Annotated in this window: 20 protein-coding genes; 17 read left to right on the top strand and 3 right to left on the bottom strand. The window is 62.2% G+C overall.

Going from position 1 to position 19,456, the window contains the following annotated elements; all coding sequences use genetic code 11:
• The 3 genes from AC07PQ_RS26720 to AC07PQ_RS26730 all read left to right on the top strand — a co-directional run bounded on the left by AC07PQ_RS26720 (position 1) and on the right by AC07PQ_RS26730 (position 2,166).
• On the top strand, positions 1–387 hold the full coding sequence (locus tag AC07PQ_RS26720) for a hypothetical protein (RefSeq protein WP_124298129.1): 387 nt from the start codon (positions 1–3) through the stop codon (positions 385–387).
• On the top strand, positions 384–1,169 hold the full coding sequence (locus tag AC07PQ_RS26725) for an outer membrane protein OmpK (protein ID WP_101338767.1): 786 nt from the start codon (positions 384–386) through the stop codon (positions 1,167–1,169). The genes AC07PQ_RS26720 and AC07PQ_RS26725 overlap by 4 nt, the downstream gene beginning before the upstream one ends.
• 142 nt (positions 1,170–1,311) lie before the next feature.
• Complete coding sequence (locus AC07PQ_RS26730; RefSeq protein ID WP_007928767.1) at positions 1,312–2,166, top strand: pirin family protein; 855 nt, start codon at positions 1,312–1,314, stop codon at positions 2,164–2,166.
• Positions 2,167–2,256: 90 nt separating this feature from the next.
• Here the strand turns inward: AC07PQ_RS26730 and AC07PQ_RS26735 are convergent, their stop codons facing one another.
• Both AC07PQ_RS26735 and AC07PQ_RS26740 read right to left on the bottom strand, forming a co-directional pair.
• Positions 2,257–3,429, bottom strand: coding sequence for a patatin-like phospholipase family protein (locus AC07PQ_RS26735; RefSeq protein WP_007928770.1), 1,173 nt, complete (start codon positions 3,427–3,429; stop codon positions 2,257–2,259).
• Positions 3,430–3,479: 50 nt separating this feature from the next.
• Positions 3,480–4,412 carry a lipid A biosynthesis lauroyl acyltransferase gene (locus AC07PQ_RS26740; RefSeq protein WP_038576968.1) on the bottom strand — a complete coding sequence of 311 codons (933 nt, stop codon included), beginning with the start codon at positions 4,410–4,412 and terminating at the stop codon, positions 3,480–3,482.
• Between the two features lie 121 nt (positions 4,413–4,533).
• Between AC07PQ_RS26740 and minC the strand changes: the two genes are divergently transcribed.
• From minC to AC07PQ_RS26785, 9 genes are all read left to right on the top strand, one after another.
• Positions 4,534–5,271 (top strand): septum site-determining protein MinC, encoded by a 738-nt coding sequence (gene minC, locus AC07PQ_RS26745; RefSeq protein ID WP_009045065.1) that lies wholly within the window; start codon positions 4,534–4,536, stop codon positions 5,269–5,271.
• 166 nt (positions 5,272–5,437) lie between these two features.
• Positions 5,438–6,250, top strand: coding sequence for a septum site-determining protein MinD (gene minD / locus AC07PQ_RS26750; protein WP_007928664.1), 813 nt, complete (start codon positions 5,438–5,440; stop codon positions 6,248–6,250).
• On the top strand, positions 6,250–6,504 hold the full coding sequence (gene minE / locus AC07PQ_RS26755) for a cell division topological specificity factor MinE (protein WP_007928666.1): 255 nt from the start codon (positions 6,250–6,252) through the stop codon (positions 6,502–6,504). Before minD ends, minE begins: the two co-directional genes overlap by 1 nt.
• A 117-nt stretch (positions 6,505–6,621) precedes the next feature.
• Positions 6,622–7,257: an RluA family pseudouridine synthase gene (locus AC07PQ_RS26760; RefSeq protein WP_007928667.1), complete on the top strand. Its 636-nt coding sequence runs from the start codon at positions 6,622–6,624 to the stop codon at positions 7,255–7,257.
• A 152-nt stretch (positions 7,258–7,409) separates the two neighbouring features.
• Entirely contained in the window at positions 7,410–8,246 is an 837-nt protein-coding gene (locus AC07PQ_RS26765) for a hypothetical protein (protein WP_007928668.1), read from the top strand.
• 105 nt (positions 8,247–8,351) lie between these two features.
• Positions 8,352–9,641 carry a M18 family aminopeptidase gene (locus AC07PQ_RS26770; protein WP_007928670.1) on the top strand — a complete coding sequence of 430 codons (1,290 nt, stop codon included), beginning with the start codon at positions 8,352–8,354 and terminating at the stop codon, positions 9,639–9,641.
• Positions 9,642–9,839: 198 nt separating this feature from the next.
• On the top strand, positions 9,840–10,016 hold the full coding sequence (locus AC07PQ_RS26775) for a hypothetical protein (protein WP_007927853.1): 177 nt from the start codon (positions 9,840–9,842) through the stop codon (positions 10,014–10,016).
• Between the two features lie 78 nt (positions 10,017–10,094).
• Positions 10,095–12,251 (top strand): mechanosensitive ion channel family protein, encoded by a 2,157-nt coding sequence (locus tag AC07PQ_RS26780; RefSeq protein WP_101338770.1) that lies wholly within the window; start codon positions 10,095–10,097, stop codon positions 12,249–12,251.
• Between the two features lie 108 nt (positions 12,252–12,359).
• Positions 12,360–13,706, top strand: a complete 1,347-nt coding sequence (locus tag AC07PQ_RS26785; RefSeq protein ID WP_007927849.1) for an amidohydrolase — start codon at positions 12,360–12,362, stop codon at positions 13,704–13,706.
• A 54-nt stretch (positions 13,707–13,760) separates the two neighbouring features.
• Here the strand turns inward: AC07PQ_RS26785 and AC07PQ_RS26790 are convergent, their stop codons facing one another.
• Complete coding sequence (locus AC07PQ_RS26790; protein WP_493186381.1) at positions 13,761–14,474, bottom strand: UTRA domain-containing protein; 714 nt, start codon at positions 14,472–14,474, stop codon at positions 13,761–13,763.
• A gap of 352 nt (positions 14,475–14,826) precedes the next feature.
• On the opposite strand from AC07PQ_RS26790, the gene AC07PQ_RS26795 reads away from it, so the two are divergent.
• From AC07PQ_RS26795 to AC07PQ_RS26815, 5 genes are all read left to right on the top strand, one after another.
• Positions 14,827–15,894 (top strand): ABC transporter substrate-binding protein, encoded by a 1,068-nt coding sequence (locus AC07PQ_RS26795; protein WP_009045072.1) that lies wholly within the window; start codon positions 14,827–14,829, stop codon positions 15,892–15,894.
• A gap of 126 nt (positions 15,895–16,020) precedes the next feature.
• Positions 16,021–16,827 (top strand): alkaline phosphatase family protein, encoded by an 807-nt coding sequence (locus tag AC07PQ_RS26800; protein WP_007927840.1) that lies wholly within the window; start codon positions 16,021–16,023, stop codon positions 16,825–16,827.
• On the top strand, positions 16,806–17,669 hold the full coding sequence (locus AC07PQ_RS26805) for an ABC transporter permease (protein WP_164523771.1): 864 nt from the start codon (positions 16,806–16,808) through the stop codon (positions 17,667–17,669). The genes AC07PQ_RS26800 and AC07PQ_RS26805 overlap by 22 nt, the downstream gene beginning before the upstream one ends.
• On the top strand, positions 17,656–18,456 hold the full coding sequence (locus AC07PQ_RS26810; protein WP_007927838.1) for an ABC transporter permease: 801 nt from the start codon (positions 17,656–17,658) through the stop codon (positions 18,454–18,456). The genes AC07PQ_RS26805 and AC07PQ_RS26810 overlap by 14 nt, the downstream gene beginning before the upstream one ends.
• Complete coding sequence (locus AC07PQ_RS26815; RefSeq protein WP_493186380.1) at positions 18,453–19,442, top strand: ABC transporter ATP-binding protein; 990 nt, start codon at positions 18,453–18,455, stop codon at positions 19,440–19,442. Before AC07PQ_RS26810 ends, AC07PQ_RS26815 begins: the two co-directional genes overlap by 4 nt.
• Positions 19,443–19,456: the final 14 nt, after the last annotated feature.

Consider the following 19,456-nt stretch of genomic DNA (forward strand, 5'->3'; position numbering starts at 1 on the left):
ATGACCGGCAAACGTGCCCCAAAGTTGTTTCAAGTGCGCTATTGCAGAGCACTTGAGCAAGGCCGTGGGAGTCAGTATTCTCCGCGGCCGCCTGAATCCGGTGAAAAAAAAAGCCCGGATTTAAAACCTGACCGGAAAGCCAACTTATCCCGGCCTCCGGAAAGTACCAAGGCGTACCGAGTTAAAACCGAATTCACTCTCGATCGACTGTATTCGTACAGGCGCGCGGGAGTTTTTGCGCTTTTTTTTCGCCTTGGCTCAGCTCTTGCTATCAGCAACAAAGCTGACCGATCGGATGATTTTTCAGCCACTAAAAGGTGCCACACCAGAGCACCGGCTTTTAAAGAAAAACGTGGAACCACTTACTTTTTGGGAGCAACCGAATGAACCGCATCTGTAAAGGCCTGATGCTTGCCGGATCCTTGCTGGCAGGGGCCCAGGCCACCGCCGGCGACCTGCTGCAATGGCAGAACAACAGCCTGACCTACCTCTACGGCAAAGACTTCACGATCAACCCGCAGATCCAGCAAACCGTGACTTTCGAACATGCCGATGCCTGGAAGTACGGCGACAACTTCCTGTTTATCGACAAGATCTTCTACAACGGTAAAAAGGACGGCAACGTCGGCCCGAACACTTATTACGGCGAGTTCAGCCCGCGTCTTTCGTTCGGCAAGATCTTCGACCGGAAGTTGGAGTTCGGCCCGATCAAGGATGTATTGCTGGCCATGACTTACGAGTTCGGCGAAGGCGATAACGAGTCCTACCTGATCGGTCCGGGCTTCGACCTGGCAATCCCCGGGTTCGATTACTTCCAGTTGAACTTCTACAACCGCCAGACCGAAGGCAGCCGTGCCGGCGACAATGTCTGGCAGATCACCCCGGTCTGGTCCTACACCATTCCCGTGGGCCGTTCGGACATCCTGATCGACGGTTTCATCGACTGGGTGGTGGACAACGACAAAAACTCCAAAGGCGAGTATCACGCCAACCTGCACATCAACCCGCAGATCAAGTACGACCTGGGCAAGGCGCTGAAACTGGGCGACAAACAGCTGTATGTGGGTATCGAGTACGACTACTGGAAGAACAAGTACGGGGTCAAGGACACCCCGTATTTCGACACCGACCAGAACACCGCCAGCCTGCTGCTCAAGTACCACTTCTGATGCAGTGAGCGCCGTTCCCGTGCGGGTCGCGGGAACGGATTACATCGAATAAATCGATAGCAACGCGCCGATATTCGCAACCATCAATCAGTTGAGCTGGCATAGCATGTCGCTCATCCCAACCTGATCAGGAGTTGCATCGATGACTCAATTTCGCACAGTACTCAGCGTCCATACCGGCCAGCCCGCTTCGGACGGCGCCGGCGTCAGACTGACCCGGGTCTTCGGTGGCCAGGGTGTCGAGCGCTTCGACCCGTTCCTGATGCTCGATGAATTCGGCTCGGAAAACCCCGACGACTACATCGCAGGCTTCCCGCCCCATCCCCATCGCGGCTTCGAAACCGTCACCTACATGCTCGAAGGCCGCATGCGCCACGAGGATCACCTGGGCAACGTCGGCCTGCTGGAAGGTGGTGGCGTGCAATGGATGACCGCCGCCAAGGGCATCATCCACAGCGAGATGCCGGAACAGGAAGAAGGCGTGATGCGCGGCTTCCAGCTCTGGCTGAACCTGCCGGGCAAGCACAAGCTGGACAAGGCCAGCTACCGGGACATTCAACCCCAGGACATCCCCCGCCTGACCACCGCCAATGGCGTGGAAGTGGTGGTGATCGCCGGCCGCTTCGATGACGGCCAAGCGCAGCAGACCGGCGCCGTCGAACGGCCGGACACCGAGCCCCACTACTTCGACCTGCGCCTGCCTGCGGGCGCCAGCATCAGCCCGCGGCTGCCTGCAGGGCATCGGGCCCTGCTGTACGTCTATGAAGGTCAGATCGACCTGCCCGGGCATCCGCAACCGGTCGCCAGCAGCAAGCTGGTGCGCCTGTCCGACCAGGGCGAGATTCAGTTGAGCAGTGCCGCCGGCGCCCGCGTGCTGTTGATTGCCGGCAAGCCGCTGGGCGAGCCGATCGTGCAGTACGGCCCATTCGTGATGAACAGCCGGGAAGAGATCGAGCAGGCATTGCGGGATTTTCGCGATGACAAACTGACGGCCTGAGCATTGCCCTTAGAAACGCTATCGCGAGCAAGCTCGCTCCTACAAAGATAATGAATTCCCTGTAGGAGCGAGCTTGCTCGCGATGCTTTTTCAGGCCGTCTCGACCGCGGCCGCCAAGCCCAGAAACCGCCGCAGCTCGTCGCGCTTGGCCAAGGCATCGCTGCGCCCCAGCTCGATCAATTCGCTGCAATACCCCGCCTCGAACAGCAGGTAACTCAAGACCCCGGCACCGCTGGTCTTGGTCGCCCCCGGCCCGCGCAGGAACAGGCGCAATGCCGCCGGCAGCTCATGCCGGTGACGCGCGGCGATCTCGTCGATCGGCTGGCTGGGGGCGATCACCAGCACCTCCACCGGCGCCACGCCCAGGGTACGGACGGGCGTGCCCGACGGCAGCAGATGACTGAACTGGTTGAGTCGCTGCAAGAGCTCGATGTCGCTCTCCAGGCTGTCAATGAACGTACTGTTGAGCATGTGGCCACCGATCTGCGCCAGCGTCGGCTGCTGCCCGGTGTAGCTGCGTTGCTGGGGCGCCTGCGGATCGATGCCGCGGGGGTTGCCGCTGACCCCGACCACCAGCACCCGGCTGGCCCCCAGGTGCAAGGCCGGACTGATGGGCGCCGATTGCCGCACCGCGCCGTCGCCGAAAAACTCCTGGTCGATTTTCACCGGCGCGAACAGCAGTGGAATCGCCGAGCTGGCCAGCAAGTGTTCGACCGTGAGTTCGGTGGGCAGGCCGATACGCCGATGGCGCAACCAGGCCTCGATGGTGCCGCCGCCCTGATAGAAGGTCACCGCCTGGCCCGATTCATAACCGAAGGCCGTGACCGCCACCGCCTGCAGATGCTTTTGCGCAATGGCATGACGAATACCGGACAGCTGCAATTTATCGTTCAACAACTGCCGCAGCGGCGAGCTGTTGAGCAACGCCACCGGCACTTGCGCGCCCAGGCCGAGCAGGCTGTGGCCAACGAACCGGGTGGCCTGGCGGATCACCCCGGGCCAGTCGCTGCGAATCACCTGATGGCTGCGAAAACCCTGCCAGAACGCCGTGAGACGCTCGATGGCCGCGGTGAAATCCAGCGCGCCGCTGGCCAGGCTGACCGCATTGATCGCCCCGGCCGAGGTTCCGACTATCACCGGGAAGGGATTGCTCGCCCCCGCCGGCAGCAATTCGGCAATCGCCGCCAGCACCCCCACCTGATATGCCGCACGAGCCCCGCCGCCGGAAAGAATCAATCCTGTGACCGGTTCCGCTGGGCTCATCGCTACACTCCATGGCGCTGATAAAGGGCTTTCAATCTAGCGCGATAAATTCAACCGCGCTTCTTATACAGCTTCGGCTCGCCTGGCGGACGGCTCTTGAAGCGCCGATGAGCCCACAGATACTGCTCCGGACACTCGCGCAGCACACCTTCGATCCACTGGTTGATGCGCAGGCAATCGGCCTCTTCGGTCTCACCCGGGAAATCCTGCAACGGCGGGTGAATCACCAGCCGATAACCACTGCCATCGGCCAGCCGCTGCTGAGTGAAAGGCACCACCAGGGCCTTGCCCAGCCGGGCGAACTTACTGGTGGCGGTGACCGTCGCCGCCTGGATGCCGAACAGCGGCACGAACACGCTCTGCTTGGCGCCGTAATCCTGGTCCGGTGCGTACCAGATGGCCCGCCCGGCGCGCAGCAGCTTGAGCATGCCGCGCACGTCTTCACGCTCCACCGCCAGGGAATCCAGATTGTGCCGCTCGCGGCCACGACGCTGGATGAAATCGAACAGCGGGTTCTTGTGCTCGCGGTACATGCCGTCGATGGTGTGCTGCTGGCCCAGCAAGGCGGCGCCGATCTCCAGGGTGGTGAAGTGCAGGGCCATGAGGATCACGCCCTTGCCTTCCAACTGCGCCTGCTTGAGATGCTCCAGGCCTTCGACATGGGCCAGGCGCGCCAGGCGCGGCTTGGACCACCACCAGCTCATGGCCATTTCGAAAAAGGCGATGCCGGTGGAGGCGAAGTTTTCCTTGAGCAGGCGCTTGCGCTCGGCGGCGGACTTTTCGGGGAAACACAGTTCCAGGTTGCGCTTGGCGATCCGCCGACGCTCACCGGCCACCCGGTACATCAGCGCGCCCAGGGCACGACCGATCCACAGCAGCAACGGATAAGGCAGTTGAACCACCAGCCATAGCAGACCCAGGCCCAGCCACAGCGGCCAAAAACGGGGATAAAGAAATGCAGCTCGAAAACGCGGGCGATCCATTACAGATTCCGGACAGACAACAAGGTCGCGCATTCTACATCGGTTCGACCCGGCTTGCGGCCCGCGGGCGTTCTCGTTATAAGTCTCGGCACTTTTAGTGACAAGCCGCTTTATGCCGACCATGAGCCAAACCGAATCGCAAGACCTGGATCCTGTGTTCCAGTTGAAGGGCAGCATGCTGGCCATCACCGTGCTGGAACTGGCCCGCAACGACCTCGAGGGCCTCGATCGCCAACTGGCGGCGAAGGTCGCGCAAGCCCCGAATTTCTTCAGCAACGCCCCGCTGGTGCTGGCGCTGGACAAACTGCCGGCCAGCGAAGGCGCCGTCGATCTGCCCGGCCTGATGCGCGTCTGCCGTCACCATGGTCTGCGCACCCTGGCGATCCGCGCCAGCCGCATCGAAGACATCGCCGCGGCGATCGCCGTCGACCTGCCCGTGCTGCCGCCTTCCGGCGCCCGGGAACGACCGCTGGAACCGCAGGAAAACGAAGCCCGGAAAAAGCCTGAAAAGCCGCCTGAGCCGACCATCAAGCCCACCCGAATCATCACTTCGCCAGTACGCGGCGGGCAGCAGATCTATGCCCAGGGTGGCGATCTGGTCGTGACCTCCTCGGTCAGTCCGGGTGCGGAACTTCTGGCCGATGGCAACATCCATGTATACGGCCCGATGCGCGGTCGAGCGCTGGCCGGGGTCAAGGGAGATACCAAGGCACGGATTTTCTGTCAGCAATTGAGCGCTGAACTGGTGTCCATCGCCGGCCAGTACAAGGTTTCCGAGGACCTGCGGCGCGATCCGTTGTGGGGTGCCGGGGTCCAGGTCAGCCTGTCGGGTGACGTGTTGAACATCACACGTCTTTAACGGATACTGCCGCATTTTCCAAGCATCTCTAAAACGTAGCGAATACGGCTCAAACGAAGTAGGAGCAGGTGTTAACCGACCTCCAGCCAAGGCTGTCCGACTGCAGTAGTTTTCAAGAGATGTTTTTCAGGGGCTAAAAGTCCTTTTTCCTTAGGGGTGAAACACCTTGGCCAAGATTCTCGTGGTTACATCCGGCAAGGGTGGTGTGGGTAAGACCACCACCAGCGCCGCTATCGGTACCGGCCTCGCTCTGCGCGGCCACAAAACTGTCATCGTCGACTTCGACGTCGGCTTGCGTAACCTCGACCTGATCATGGGTTGCGAACGTCGCGTGGTGTATGACTTCGTCAACGTGGTCAACGGCGAAGCCAACCTGCAGCAAGCCCTGATCAAAGACAAGCGCCTGGAAAACCTCTACGTACTGGCCGCCAGTCAGACCCGCGATAAAGATGCGCTGACCCAGGAAGGCGTGGAAAAAGTGCTGATGGAGCTCAAGGAAACCTTCGAATTCGTGGTCTGCGACTCCCCGGCCGGTATCGAGAAAGGTGCTCACCTGGCCATGTACTTCGCCGACGAAGCGATTGTCGTGACCAACCCGGAAGTTTCCTCGGTACGTGACTCCGACCGCATGCTGGGCCTGCTGGCCAGCAAGTCCAAGCGCGCGGAGAACGGCGAAGACCCGATCAAGGAACACCTGCTGCTGACCCGCTACAACCCTTCGCGTGTCAGCAACGGCGAAATGCTTGGCGTCGAAGACGTCAAAGAGATTCTCGCAGTAACGCTGCTGGGCGTGATTCCAGAATCCCAGGCAGTACTCAAGGCTTCCAACCAAGGCGTTCCGGTGATTCTCGATGACCAGAGCGACGCCGGCCAGGCGTACAGCGATGCTGTCGACCGTCTGCTGGGTAAAACCGTGGAACACCGGTTCCTTGATGTTGAGAAGAAGGGATTCTTCGAGCGCCTGTTTGGAGGTAGGTAATGAATCTTTTTGACTTCTTTCGTGCCAGCAAAAAAGTAAGCACCGCGTCGGTAGCGAAAGAGCGTCTACAGATCATCGTGGCGCATGAACGCGGCCAGCGCACTACCCCTGATTACTTGCCTGCCTTGCAGAAGGAACTGGTGGAAGTCATCCGCAAGTACGTCAATATCGGGTCCGATGACGTGCATGTCGCCCTGGAAAACCAGGGCAGCTGCTCGATCCTGGAACTCAATATCACCCTGCCTGATCGCTGATCGATTCGGCTGGAGCCACGGCGGCTCGGTCCCTCGGTTTTTCTACAGGAGCACAGGTGCTCCTGTAGAAGCCGGGTCGATCGAGCCGCCGTTGGCGTTTGTTACGAGGCTGTTTTAATGCCGCTGTCGAATATCCGCATCATTCACCAGGACGCCGCCGTCCTGGTGGTGGACAAGCCCACCCTGCTGCTCTCCGTGCCCGGCCGGGCCGATGACAACAAGGATTGCCTGATCACCCGCCTGCAGGAAAACGGCTACCCGGAAGCCCGCATCGTCCATCGCCTGGACTGGGAAACCTCCGGCATCATCCTGCTGGCCCGCGACCCCGATACCCATCGCGAACTGTCCCGGCAATTTCACGACCGCGAGACCGAAAAAGCCTACACCGCCCTGTGCTGGGGCCAGCCGGAACTGGACAGCGGCAGCATCGACCTGCCACTGCGCTACGACCCGCCGACCAAACCGCGGCACGTGGTGGACCACGAATTCGGCAAGAACGCCCTGACCTTCTGGCGAGTGCTGGAACGCTGCGGCGACTGGTGCCGCGTCGAGCTGACCCCGATCACCGGGCGCTCGCACCAGTTGCGGGTGCATATGCTGTCCATCGGCCACCCGCTGCTGGGCGACGGCCTGTACGCGCATCCGCAAGCGCTGGCCGCCTGGCCACGCCTGTGCCTGCACGCCAGCATGCTCAGCTTCACCCATCCGCAGAGTGGCGAACGCCTGCGCTTCGAGTGCCCGGCACCGTTCTGATCGAGAGCGGCCACCGTAGCGGGACGCCCCTCGATTGAGGGGCAAGCAGGAAAAATCTGATCAGAAATGAAGATTAATCTGAACAATTTGTTATGAATTTGTGAAAATAATATTAAAATAGTGGCTATTCGACATTAAGGCAGGAAGCCCTCGTGCTCAGCAGTCAGCCATTTCAACGCGATTACCCTTTCACCTTCTGCTTTCTGAATACCACCCTGCACCTTCGCGAAAAACCTTCGGCAGACGCCTGCACAGCCCTCGAGCAACTCATCCGCCAACGTCACGCCCACAAACAGACCCGCGCCAGCACCCCCTTGGCGACCGGCGAGACACCGCTGTTCGCCAAGGTGCAACCCCTGGATACGCTCAAGGCGAAAGTTCGCGTCACCCTGGGCAAGCCCCAGCGCAACGGCCGCTTCGACTGGCCGCTGGAAGAACTGATCAACACCGTCGAAGCCCAGCGACGCGGCGTACAGATGTCCGACCTTGAAGGATTCGGCTACACCCGGGATCGCTTGGGGCTGGTACAGGAATACTTCATCATTACCCGCCTGCTGGATGATTACGTCGACGGCGTACAGTGGTTGCGCAACAACCCGGACAAGATCGAGCCTTTTATCCGCGATGCATTCGGCCTGCTGCACTCCCTCGCGCAAAAGAACATCACCCACATGGATTTCTGGGCCGGCAACATCATGATCAGCCCCCAGGCTCCGCTCAAGGCCATCGACTTCGAGAACTGCTTCGCGACCATCACGCCCCATGCCAGCGAAACCCTGGGTTTTCAGTTGGGGTTCTTCTATCGCCGCGAAGTCTACAAACTGATCACCGAAGCGCAGTACGACGCGCTGGTGGAGGAGTACCTCGATCAACTGCCGGGCATTTGCGCAGAGAAATTCAATGAGGTTTACCAGGCCAGCAAGCATGAATATGTGGGTCGCAAGCAACGCCGCGAAGTGTTCCTCAAAGGCAACCTGATCACTGGTTGAGCCGTTTTCCCTGCCGCGATGAATGTTGTCTCCCTCAACGGCATTGCGCCTGCAATGCCGCGAGCCGATACGGTAAACTCGCGCCACTGCTGTCTGGAGTTACTTATGCGCGAAGAGTTGAACCAGGGCCTGATCGACTTCCTCAAGGCCTCCCCTACCCCTTTCCATGCAACCGCCAGCCTCGTACAACGCCTGGAGGCCGCGGGCTACCAGCGTCTCGACGAGCGCGAGCCGTGGACCACCGAAGCCAACGGTCGCTACTACGTCACCCGCAATGACTCCTCCATCGTGGCCGTCAAGCTGGGGCGGCATTCGCCTCTGCAAGGCGGGATCCGCATGGTCGGCGCGCACACCGACAGCCCGTGCCTGAGGGTCAAGCCGCAACCGGAGCTGCAACGCCAGGGCTTCTGGCAACTGGGCGTGGAAGTCTATGGCGGCGCCCTGCTGGCGCCCTGGTTCGACCGCGACCTGTCGTTGGCCGGCCGCGTCACCTTCCGTCGTGACGGCAAGGTTGAAAGCCAGTTGATCGACTTCAAGGCGCCCATCGCGATCATCCCCAACCTGGCGATTCACCTCAATCGCGAAGCCAACCAGGGCTGGGCCATCAATGCCCAGACCGAGTTGCCGCCGATCCTCGCGCAATTCGCCGGCGACGAGCGGGTCGACTTCCGCGCGGTGCTGACCGACCAGCTGGCCCGCGAACACGGCCTGAACGCCGATGTGGTGCTCGATTACGAGCTGAGCTTCTACGACACCCAAAGCGCGGCGGTGATCGGCCTGCACGGCGACTTCATCGCCGGCGCGCGCCTGGACAACCTGCTGTCCTGCTACGCCGGCCTGCAAGCCTTGCTCAACGCCGACACCGAGGAAACCTGCGTGCTGGTCTGCAACGACCACGAAGAAGTCGGCTCCTGCTCGGCCTGTGGCGCCGACGGCCCGATGCTCGAGCAGACCCTGCGCCGCCTGCTGCCCGAAGGCGACGAATTCGTGCGTACCATCCAGAAGTCGCTGCTGGTCTCGGCCGACAACGCCCACGGCGTGCACCCCAACTACGCCGACAAGCACGATGCCAACCACGGCCCGAAACTCAACGCCGGCCCGGTGATCAAGGTCAACAGCAACCAGCGCTACGCCACCAACAGCGAAACCGCCGGTTTCTTCCGCCACCTGTGCATGGCCGAGGAAGTGCCGGTGCAAAGCTTCGTGGTGCGCAGCGACATGGGTTGTGGCTCGACCATCGGCCCGATCACCGCCAGCCACCTGGGCGTGCGCACCGTGGATATCGGCCTGCCGACTTTCGCCATGCACTCGATCCGCGAACTGTGCGGCAGCCACGACCTGGCCCACCTGGTGAAGGTCTTGAGCGCGTTCTACGCCAGCCGCGATCTGCCGTAAGCCCCATGTAGCCTCTGCCGCAGGCTGCGACAAGCCCGAAGGGCTTCAGCGATCTCAAGATCCTGCGCCTGTTTTTACAGGTGATCGCAGCCAGCGGCAGCGGCTACAGGGTGCCGCAGCATTTCTGATGCACATCAACCCGAACCTCGCCAAAGCCACCTAGACTTAGGACTATCCCCTTCCGACAAGGCTGTCGCCATGATCTCGATGTCTTCGTTCCACGCCATGCTCATTCCCATTCTCTCGGGAATGATCCTGTTGGCCATCGGCTACAACTTCCGCGACAAGAACGCCGGCATCTTCAGCATGTGGGCCGGTATGCTGCTGATCCTCGGCACCGTGATCTACAAGATCCTCGCCAAACTCGCCGAATAAATCCGCCGTCCAGGCTCGCATTGGTATTGGCTGCCTCGTACACTCGGTCGATCCGCTTTTTCTGAGGTTGACCGCCCAGTGTTTGCTCGTCTTTCCGTTCTGCCCTACTGCCTGTTTCTCTGTCTCCTGACACTGTTGCCGCTGTCATCGGCCCAGGCAGTGGGCTTGCCGGGCCTGCTCAACAGCGGCAAAACCCAGCCACAAGCCGAGCAGCCCCTGGGGCAGTCGCTGGATGAAGTGATCAAGTCCCTGGAAAACGACCAGCAACGCACCCAGTTGCTGACCGACCTGAAAAAACTCCGCGACGCCACGAAGAAGGCCCAGACGCCCGCCGAAGAAGGCGTGCTCGGCCTTATCGGCGGCACCCTGTCCAGCTTCGAAAAACAGTTCTCCGGCGCCGACAGCCCGATCACTCGCTGGTCGAACGAATTCGATCAGGCCCAGGATGAACTGGCGGCCCTGATGCTGCCGGCCAGCGAATGGCTGCCGATCATCTTCGCCTTCGCCCTGATCCTGATGGTCTGGAGCCTTCTCGCCGCGGCGCTGATCTGGCTCAGCCACCGCCTGCGCGAGCGTTTCGGCCTCACCGAAGAACTGCCGCAACACCCCAAGACCTGGGACCTGCTGCGCTTCGCCCTGCGCAAACTGGGGCCCTGGCTGATCGCGTTGATCATGACCGTGTACATGACCTACAAACTGCCCTCGTCCCTGGGCAAGGACCTGGCCATGGTCCTGGCTTATGCGCTGGTGGTCGGCACCTGCTTCTCGGCGATCTGCGTGATCGCCTTTTCCGTGCTGGACGGTCCGAACCGTCACCGCGCGCTGTACATCCTGCGTCGCCAGGCTTTCCGGCCGTTGTGGCTGATCGGCAGTTTCGCTGCCTTCGGCGAGGCCTTGAACGACCCACGGTTGATCGCCAGCCTGGGCAGCCACCTGGCGCACACCGCGGCCACCTTCGCCAATGTGATGGCGGCCTTGTCCACCGGGGTGTTCATCCTGCGTTTCCGCCGGCCGATCGCTCACCTGATCCGCAACCAGCCGCTGTCCCGCCGCCTGACCCGCCGCGCCCTGAGCGACACCATCGAGATCATCGGCACCTTCTGGTACCTGCCAGCGCTGGTGCTGGTGGCCATTTCCCTGTTCGCCACCTTCATTTCCGCCGGCGACACCAGCACGGCCCTGCGCCAGTCGCTGATCTGCACCGTGCTGCTGGTGCTGTGCATGGTGATCAACGGCCTGGTGCGCCGCCATTCCCTCAAGCCCCAGCGCGGGCACAAGCGCCACGCCCTGTATTCCGAGCGCCTCAAAGGCTTCTTCTACACCCTCGCCCACCTGCTGGTGTGGCTGGTGTTCATCGAACTCGGCCTGCGGGTCTGGGGCATGTCGCTGATCCGCTTCACCGAAGGCGACGGCCACGAAATCAGCGTCAAGCTGTTCAGCCTCGGCGGTACCCTGCTGTTCGCCTGGCTGATCTGGATCCTCAGCGACACCGCGGTGCACCACGCCCTGACCCGCTCGCGCAAAGGCCTGGCCAATGCCCGGGCGCAGACCATGATGCCGCTGATCCGCAACGTGCTGTTCGTCGCGATCTTCATCATTGCCCTGATCGTCGCCCTGGCGAACATGGGCATGAACGTCACGCCGCTGCTGGCCGGTGCCGGTGTGATCGGCCTGGCCATCGGTTTTGGCGCCCAGTCGCTGGTGGCCGACCTGATCACCGGCCTGTTCATCATCATCGAGGACTCCCTGGCCATCGACGACTACGTGGATGTCGGCGGCCATCTGGGTACCGTCGAAGGCTTGACCATCCGCACCGTGCGCCTGCGCGATATCGACGGCATCGTGCACACCATCCCGTTCAGCGAAATCAAGAGCATCAAGAACTACTCCCGGGAGTTCGGCTACGCGATCTTCCGGGTGGCCATTCCGTACAACATGGACATAGACGAAGCCATCAAACTGATGCGCGATGTCGGCCAGAAGATGCGTACCGACCCGCTGCAACGGCGCAACATCTGGTCGCCGCTGGAGTTCCAGGGGGTGGAAAGCTTCGAGTCCGGCAACGCGATTCTGCGCGCCCGCTTCAAGACCGCGCCGATCAAGCAATGGGAAGTGTCGCGAGCCTTCAACCTGTCCCTCAAGCGTCACCTCGACGAAGCCGGAATGGACCTGGCCACGCCACGCATGAGCGTGCAAGTGATCACCGCCGGCGGCGGGCCCCAGCAAGAGGAGTAAGGCGTCCGGCCGCGTCTCGGCAAGGGCGCGGCCGCACTCTCCAGGGTTGGGGCGGTCACAGGTTCTGGCACCTGAGCAGCCCAACACTAATCATGGAGAGAGCCCCCTATGCAGCTATCCGCTATCGCCCAAGCCTGCCTGATCGGCGTCCTGGCCTTGTCCGGCCAGGCCGCCAACGCTGTCGACGACAGCCCCATGGAACAGGCCCGCCAGCACATCGCCGAACAGGCCAAGGCCCTGGAGCCAGTGCTGCTGGAAACCCGTCGCGATATCCACGCCCACCCGGAACTCGGCAACACCGAACAGCGCACCGCACAACTGGTAGCCACGCAATTGCGCGCCCTGGGCCTGGAGGTCAAGACCGGCGTCGCCCGCACCGGCGTGGTGGCGGTGCTCAAGGGTGCCCTGCCCGGCCCCACCGTGGCCTTGCGCGCCGATATGGACGCACTGCCGGTCAAGGAAGTCGCGGACCTGCCGTTCGCCTCCAAGGCCAAGGGGCGCTATCTGGACAAGGAAGTGGACGTCATGCATGCCTGCGGCCACGACGCCCACACCGCCATCCTGCTGAGCACGGCGAAAGTCCTCAGTGACATGCGCGAGCGCCTGCCCGGCACCGTGGTGTTCTATTTCCAGCCCGCCGAAGAAGGCCCGAGCGATTTCATCCCCGACGGCAAGAACACCTGGGGCGCGAAGATGATGGTGCAGGAAGGCGTGATGAAATCGCCCAAGCCGGACGCAGTGTTCGGCCTACATGTCTGGGCCGGGATTCCGGCCGGACGCATCGCCTACCGCCCGGGCCCGACCCTGGCCAGCTCCGACGACCTGCGCATCAGGATTCTCGGCAAGCAGACCCACGCCGGCCGCCCCTGGGACGGCATCGATCCGATCACGGTCGGTGCCCAGGCCATAGTCGGACTGCAGACCGTGGTCAGCCGCCGCACCGACATCTCGTCGTTTCCCTCGGTGGTCAGCATCGGCACCATCAACGGTGGCACGCGCTACAACATCATTCCCGAGTCGCTGGACATGAGCGGCACCATCCGCTCGTACGACTACGGCATTCGCCAGAAGCTGCACAGCGATGTGCGCCAGACCGTGGAAAAGATCGCCGAAAGCGGCGGCGCCAAGGCCGAGGTGAGCATCATCGAGAAGTACGACCCGACCATCAACGACCCGGCCCTGACCGAAAAGATGCTGCCGAGCCTGCGCTGGGCGGCCAGGGACGACGTGGTGCAAGGCCCGCTGGTGGGGGGCGCGGAAGATTTTTCCTTCTATGCCAAGGAGGCGCCGGGGCTGTTCGTGTTTCTCGGCGTGACACCGCGGGACCAGGACATGGCCAAGGCCGCGCCGAACCACAACCCGGGGTTCTTTGTCGATGAATCGGCGCTGGTGGTGGGCGTGCGTACCCTGGCGTCATTGACCACCGATTATCTGTTTGCCGGAGCCAAACCTTAAGGACTGGCCCCGGGCGTCATCACGAACAAGCTCGCTCCCGCACCGGGAGCGGGCTCAGGCCACATCGACACCGACATGGATCGCGTCGTGGCGCCAGAACTCCAGGTCGCAGTCGATCAGGCGCTGGTGCTGGTCGTAATTGACCCGGGCGATCCGCAGCCCGGGACTGCCGGCCGAAACCTTCAACGCCGCGGCCGCCTCCACCGGCAAGGAGGTCGGCACGATCTCGAAGCGCACCCGGCCGTAATGCAGGTCGTAGTGCCGGGCATACAGCTCGGTGATCGACTGGTTCAGGTCGAAATCGAGAATGCCCGGGAAGTACTGCGGATTGAGGTAGTGCTCGACATACAGCACCAGACGCTCGTCGATGCGCCGTACCCGACGGATCTGGATCACGCTGGACAGCGCCGGCAGTTGCAGCCAGGCACAGACCGCCGCTGAAGCCGGTTGCAGGCGCGCCGAAATCATCTCGGTCGACGGCACGCGCCCCTGGGCGCTGACCATCGCGTGAAAATGGCTGCGCTGCATCAGGTTGTAGGCCAGCCGTGGCGACGAGACGAACCAGCCGCGCCGCTCCTCGCGGTAGATCTGGCCCTGGGCCTCCAACTGCAACAAGGCTTCGCGCACGGTAATCCGCGTAGTGCCGAACAACTCGCTGAGCTTGCGCTCGGCCGGCAGCTTGCTACCGGGTGCCAACAACCCGTGATCGATCTGTTCCTGCAGGACCTGCCCAATGGCTGTCACCGCCTTGACTGCCTCTTCGCGCATCAACGTTACCTATCTGGACTAGACCAGCACTGTTTCAGGGCAAAACGTGCCAGGGAAAAAGGCCCTCAGCCTTCACCGAGAGCCTAGGCACTGCATATGACTGACAGATGACAACGCCGCCAAATCGCTGTTCCAGACACCTGCAATTGGCTGGCCAAGTCCTTTCATATCAGCTGTTTAGCCCTGGGCTACGCTTATCTCGCAGACCCGTGCCTGACACTCGCAAACGCCTTGCAGGACTGATGCCGACATCAAAGTGTCATCCAGCCGGCTTAAATTGGCTCAGGTATTGCTGACCTAGACCAACAACGTTAGACAAACACAGCGTTGAACACGCCCAAAGGAGCTTCGGATGAAACAGCTTTTCCTGGCATCACTGTTAGGCTCGACCATCGCCCTGTGCACCGCCGCCATGGCCGCCGATACCGACTTGAAGACCCTGGAAGCCGCGGCGAAAGCCGAAGGCGCCGTCAACAGCGTCGGCATGCCCGACGACTGGGCCAACTGGAAAGGGACCTGGGAAGACCTGGCCAAGCACTACGGCCTCAAGCACATCGACACCGACATGAGCTCGGCCCAGGAGATCGCCAAGTTCGCCGCAGAGAAAGACAACGCCAGCGCCGACATCGGCGACGTGGGCGCGGCCTTCGGCCCGATCGCGGTCAAGCAGGGCGTGGTCCAGCCTTACAAGCCAAGCACCTGGGACCAGGTCCCGGACTGGGCCAAGGACAAGGACGGTAACTGGGCGCTGGCCTACACCGGCACCATTGCTTTCATCATCAACAAGAAGCTGCTGCACGGCTCCGAAGCCCCCAAAAGCTGGGCCGACCTGGAGAAAGGCAAATACAAGGTCTCCATCGGCGACGTGAGCACCGCCGCCCAGGCCGCCAACGGCGTGCTGGCCGCGGCCATCGCCAAGGGCGGCGATGAAAAGAACATCCAGCCGGCGCTGCTGATGTTCGCCGAGATCGCCAAGCAGGGGCGCCTGTCCCTGGCCAACCCAACCATCGCCACCATGGAAAAGGGTGAAGTGGAAGTCGGCGTGGTCTGGGACTTCAACGGCCTGAGCTACCGCAACAAGATGGTCAACAAGGACGACTACATCGTGCTGATCCCGTCGGACGGTTCGGTGATCTCCGGCTACACCACCATCATCAACAAATACGCCAAGCACCCGAACGCGGCCAAGCTGACCCGTGAATACATCTTCAGCGATGCCGGCCAGATCAACCTGGCGCGCGGCAATGCCCGTCCGATCCGCGCCGAGCACCTGACCCTGCCCGCCGAAGTCCAGGCCAACCTGCTGCCCAACGAGCAGTACAAGAAAGTCACGCCGATCAAGGACGCCGACGCCTGGGAGAAAACCTCCAAGGGCCTGCCACAGAAATGGCAGGAAGAAGTGATCATCAACATGCAGTAATGCTGCATCTGTAGGAGCGAGCTTGCTCGCGATCCAGGCGCTGCGGTCTGTCCTGGAACCGCAGAGATGCCATCGCGAGCAAGCTCGCTCCTACAGGCACCTGGTTGTCTTGCGGAGTCCTCCCCCATGTCACACAACGTCATCCTTGTCGTGCTCGACGGCCTCAACCATGAGGTCGCCCGCCATGCCATGGGGCACCTTCAGGCCTATGTCGGCGCAGGACGCGCCGCGCTGTACAAGCTGGAATGCGAACTGCCGGCCCTGTCCCGACCGCTCTACGAATGCATCCTGACCGGGGTGCCACCGCTGGACAGCGGCATCGTGCACAACAACGTCTCGCGCCTGTCCAACCAGCGCAGCATTTTCCACTACGCCAGCGCCGCCGGGCTTGGCACCGCCGCCGCGGCCTATCACTGGATCAGCGAGCTGTACAACCGCTCACCGTTCAACCCGGCCCGGGACCGGCATACCGACAACAAGAAGCTGCCGATCCAGCACGGGCACTTCTACTGGAACGACCACTACCCCGATTCCCATCTGTTCGCCGACGCCGAACACCTGCGGCTGCGCCATGCGCCGAACTTTCTGCTGGTGCACCCGATGAACATCGACGACGCCGGGCACAAGCACGGCCTCGACAGCCCGCAATACCGCAACAGCGCACGCTCGGCCGACATCATCCTCGCCGACTACCTGCAAGGCTGGCTCGACGCCGGCTACCAGGTGCTGGTGACGGCCGACCACGGCATGAACAACGACCGTTCCCACAACGGCCTGTTACCCGAGGAGCGGGAAGTGCCGCTGTTCGTCCTCGGCGATGCGTTCAGTTTCAGCCCCGTCGCCACGCCGGATCAGACCGAGCTGTGCGGCACCATCTGCGAATTGCTCGGCGCGCCCCACGACAAACCTGTATGCCGGGAGTTGCTGAAGTGAATGCATTCACCCGCGGCAAATGGCTGGCGATCCTGTGCCTGCTGCCCTTTGCCCTGTTCTTCATCGTGTTCCAGATCGCCCCGCTGCTCTGGGTGCTGATCAACAGCCTGCAATCGGAAGAGTTCGGCTGGGGCCTGGCCAACTTCAACAAGATCTTCAGTTCCAGGTTCTATCTGCAAGCCATCCAGTACAGCCTGGAGATCAGCTTCTGGTCGAGCGTGTTCGGCATCGTCATCGCGATTCTCGGCAGCTACTCGCTGCGCCGGGTCGACTCGAAGCTGCGCAACTTCGTCAACGCCTTCGCCAACATGACCAGCAACTTCGCCGGCGTGCCCCTGGCGTTCGCCTTCATCATCCTGCTGGGCTTCAACGGCAGCATCACCATCATGCTCAAGCAGGCGGGGATCATTCAGGACTTCAACCTGTACTCCAAGACCGGCCTGATCATCCTCTACACCTACTTCCAGATCCCCCTGGGCGTGCTGCTGCTCTACCCGGCCTTCGATGCCCTGCGCGAAGACTGGCGCGAGTCCGCGGCACTGCTTGGCGCCAGTGGCTGGCAGTTCTGGCGCCACATCGGCCTGCCGGTGCTGACCCCGGCGCTACTGGGGACCTTCGTCATCCTGCTGGCCAACGCCCTGGGCGCCTATGCCACGGTCTATGCACTGACCACCGGCAACTTCAACGTGCTGCCGATCCGCATCGCCGCCATGGTTTCCGGCGACATCTCCCTCGACCCGAACATGGCCAGCGCCCTGGCCGTGGTCCTGGTGGCGCTGATGACCCTGGTGACCATCGTCCATCAGCTGCTGTTGAAGAGGAGCTACCATGTCTCGCGCTGAACCCGGCTCCGCCGCCCTCTATCACCGGGTCGTGGTGTACCTGCTGTTCGCCATCCTCCTGCTGCCGCTGGCCGGGACCCTGATCTACTCCATCGCCAGCAACTGGTCGGCGACCATCCTGCCCAGCGGCTTTACCTTCAAGTGGTACATCCAGCTGTGGAGCGACCCGCGCTTCCTGCACGCCTTCGGCCAGTCGCTGCTGGTCTGCGTCGGCGCCCTGATCCTGTCGGTGGTGCTGATCCTGCCCCTGCTGTTCGTGGTGCACTACCACTTCCCAAAGCTCGATGCGCTGATGAACATCCTGATCCTGCTGCCGTTCGCGGTGCCGCCGGTGGTGTCCTCGGTGGGCCTGCTGCAACTCTACGGTTCGGGACCGTTCGCCATGGTCGGCACACCGTGGATCCTCGTCGGCTGCTACTTCACCGTGGCCCTGCCGTTCATGTACCGGGCGATCACCAATAACCTGCAGGCGATCAACCTGCGCGACCTGATGGACGCCGCCCAGCTGCTGGGCGCCAGTACCTGGCAGGCGGCTTTCCTGGTGGTGCTGCCGAACCTGCGCAAGGGCCTGATGGTGGCCCTGCTGCTGTCGTTCTCGTTCCTGTTCGGCGAATTCGTGTTCGCCAACATCCTGGTGGGCACCCGCTACGAAACCCTGCAGGTCTACCTGAACAATATGCGCAACAGCAGCGGCCACTTCACCAGCGCGCTGGTGATTTCCTACTTCTTCTTTGTGCTGGTTCTGACCTGGGCCGCCAACATCTTGAACAAGGACAAAAGCCAATGAGCTTCGTCAGCGTCCAACACCTGCAGAAAAATTACAGTGGCACCCCGGTGTTCAGCGACATCAACTGCGAAATCCACAAGGGCGAATTCGTCACCCTGCTCGGCCCGTCCGGCTGCGGCAAGTCCACCCTGCTGCGCTGCATCGCCGGCCTGACCCCGGTGGACGCCGGCAAGATCCTCCTCGACGGCCACGACATCGTGCCCCTGAGCCCGCAAGAACGCGGGATCGGCATGGTGTTCCAGAGCTATGCGCTGTTCCCCAACATGACCGTGGAGCAGAACGTGGCGTTCGGCCTGCGCATGCAGAAGGTCAACGCCGACGAGAGCCACAAGCGCGTGCTCGAAGTCCTGCGCCTGGTGGAACTGCACGACTTCGCCAGCCGTTATCCCCATCAACTGTCCGGGGGCCAGTGCCAGCGCGTGGCCCTGGCCCGCTCGCTGGTGACCCGTCCGCGCCTGTTGCTGCTGGACGAGCCGCTGTCGGCGCTGGACGCGCGGATCCGCAAGCACCTGCGCGAACAGATCCGGCAGATCCAGCGCGAACTGGGACTGACCACGATTTTCGTGACTCACGATCAGGAAGAAGCCCTGACCATGTCCGACCGCATTTTCCTGATGAACCAGGGCAAGATCGTCCAGAGCGGCGACGCCGAGACGCTCTACACCGCACCTGTGGATGTGTTCGCCGCCGGCTTCATCGGCAACTACAACCTGCTGGATGCCGAGAGTGCCAGCAGGCTGCTGCAGCGGCCGATCAACGGGCGTATCGCGATTCGTCCCGAAGCCATCGAGCTGCGCAAGGATGGCGAACCCGACGCGCTGATCCGCAGCCACAGCCTGCTGGGCAACGTGATCCGCTACCGGGTCGAAGCCCGTGGCGTGGAACTGGTGGTGGATGTGCTGAACCGCTCGCCGGACGATCTGCACCCCGACGGCCAACGCCTGGCACTTTCCATCGATCCCACGGCCCTCTGTGAGGTAGCCTGATGACTTTGACGCAA

Source organism: Pseudomonas sp. GW821-FHT09E12, from assembly GCF_059416085.1.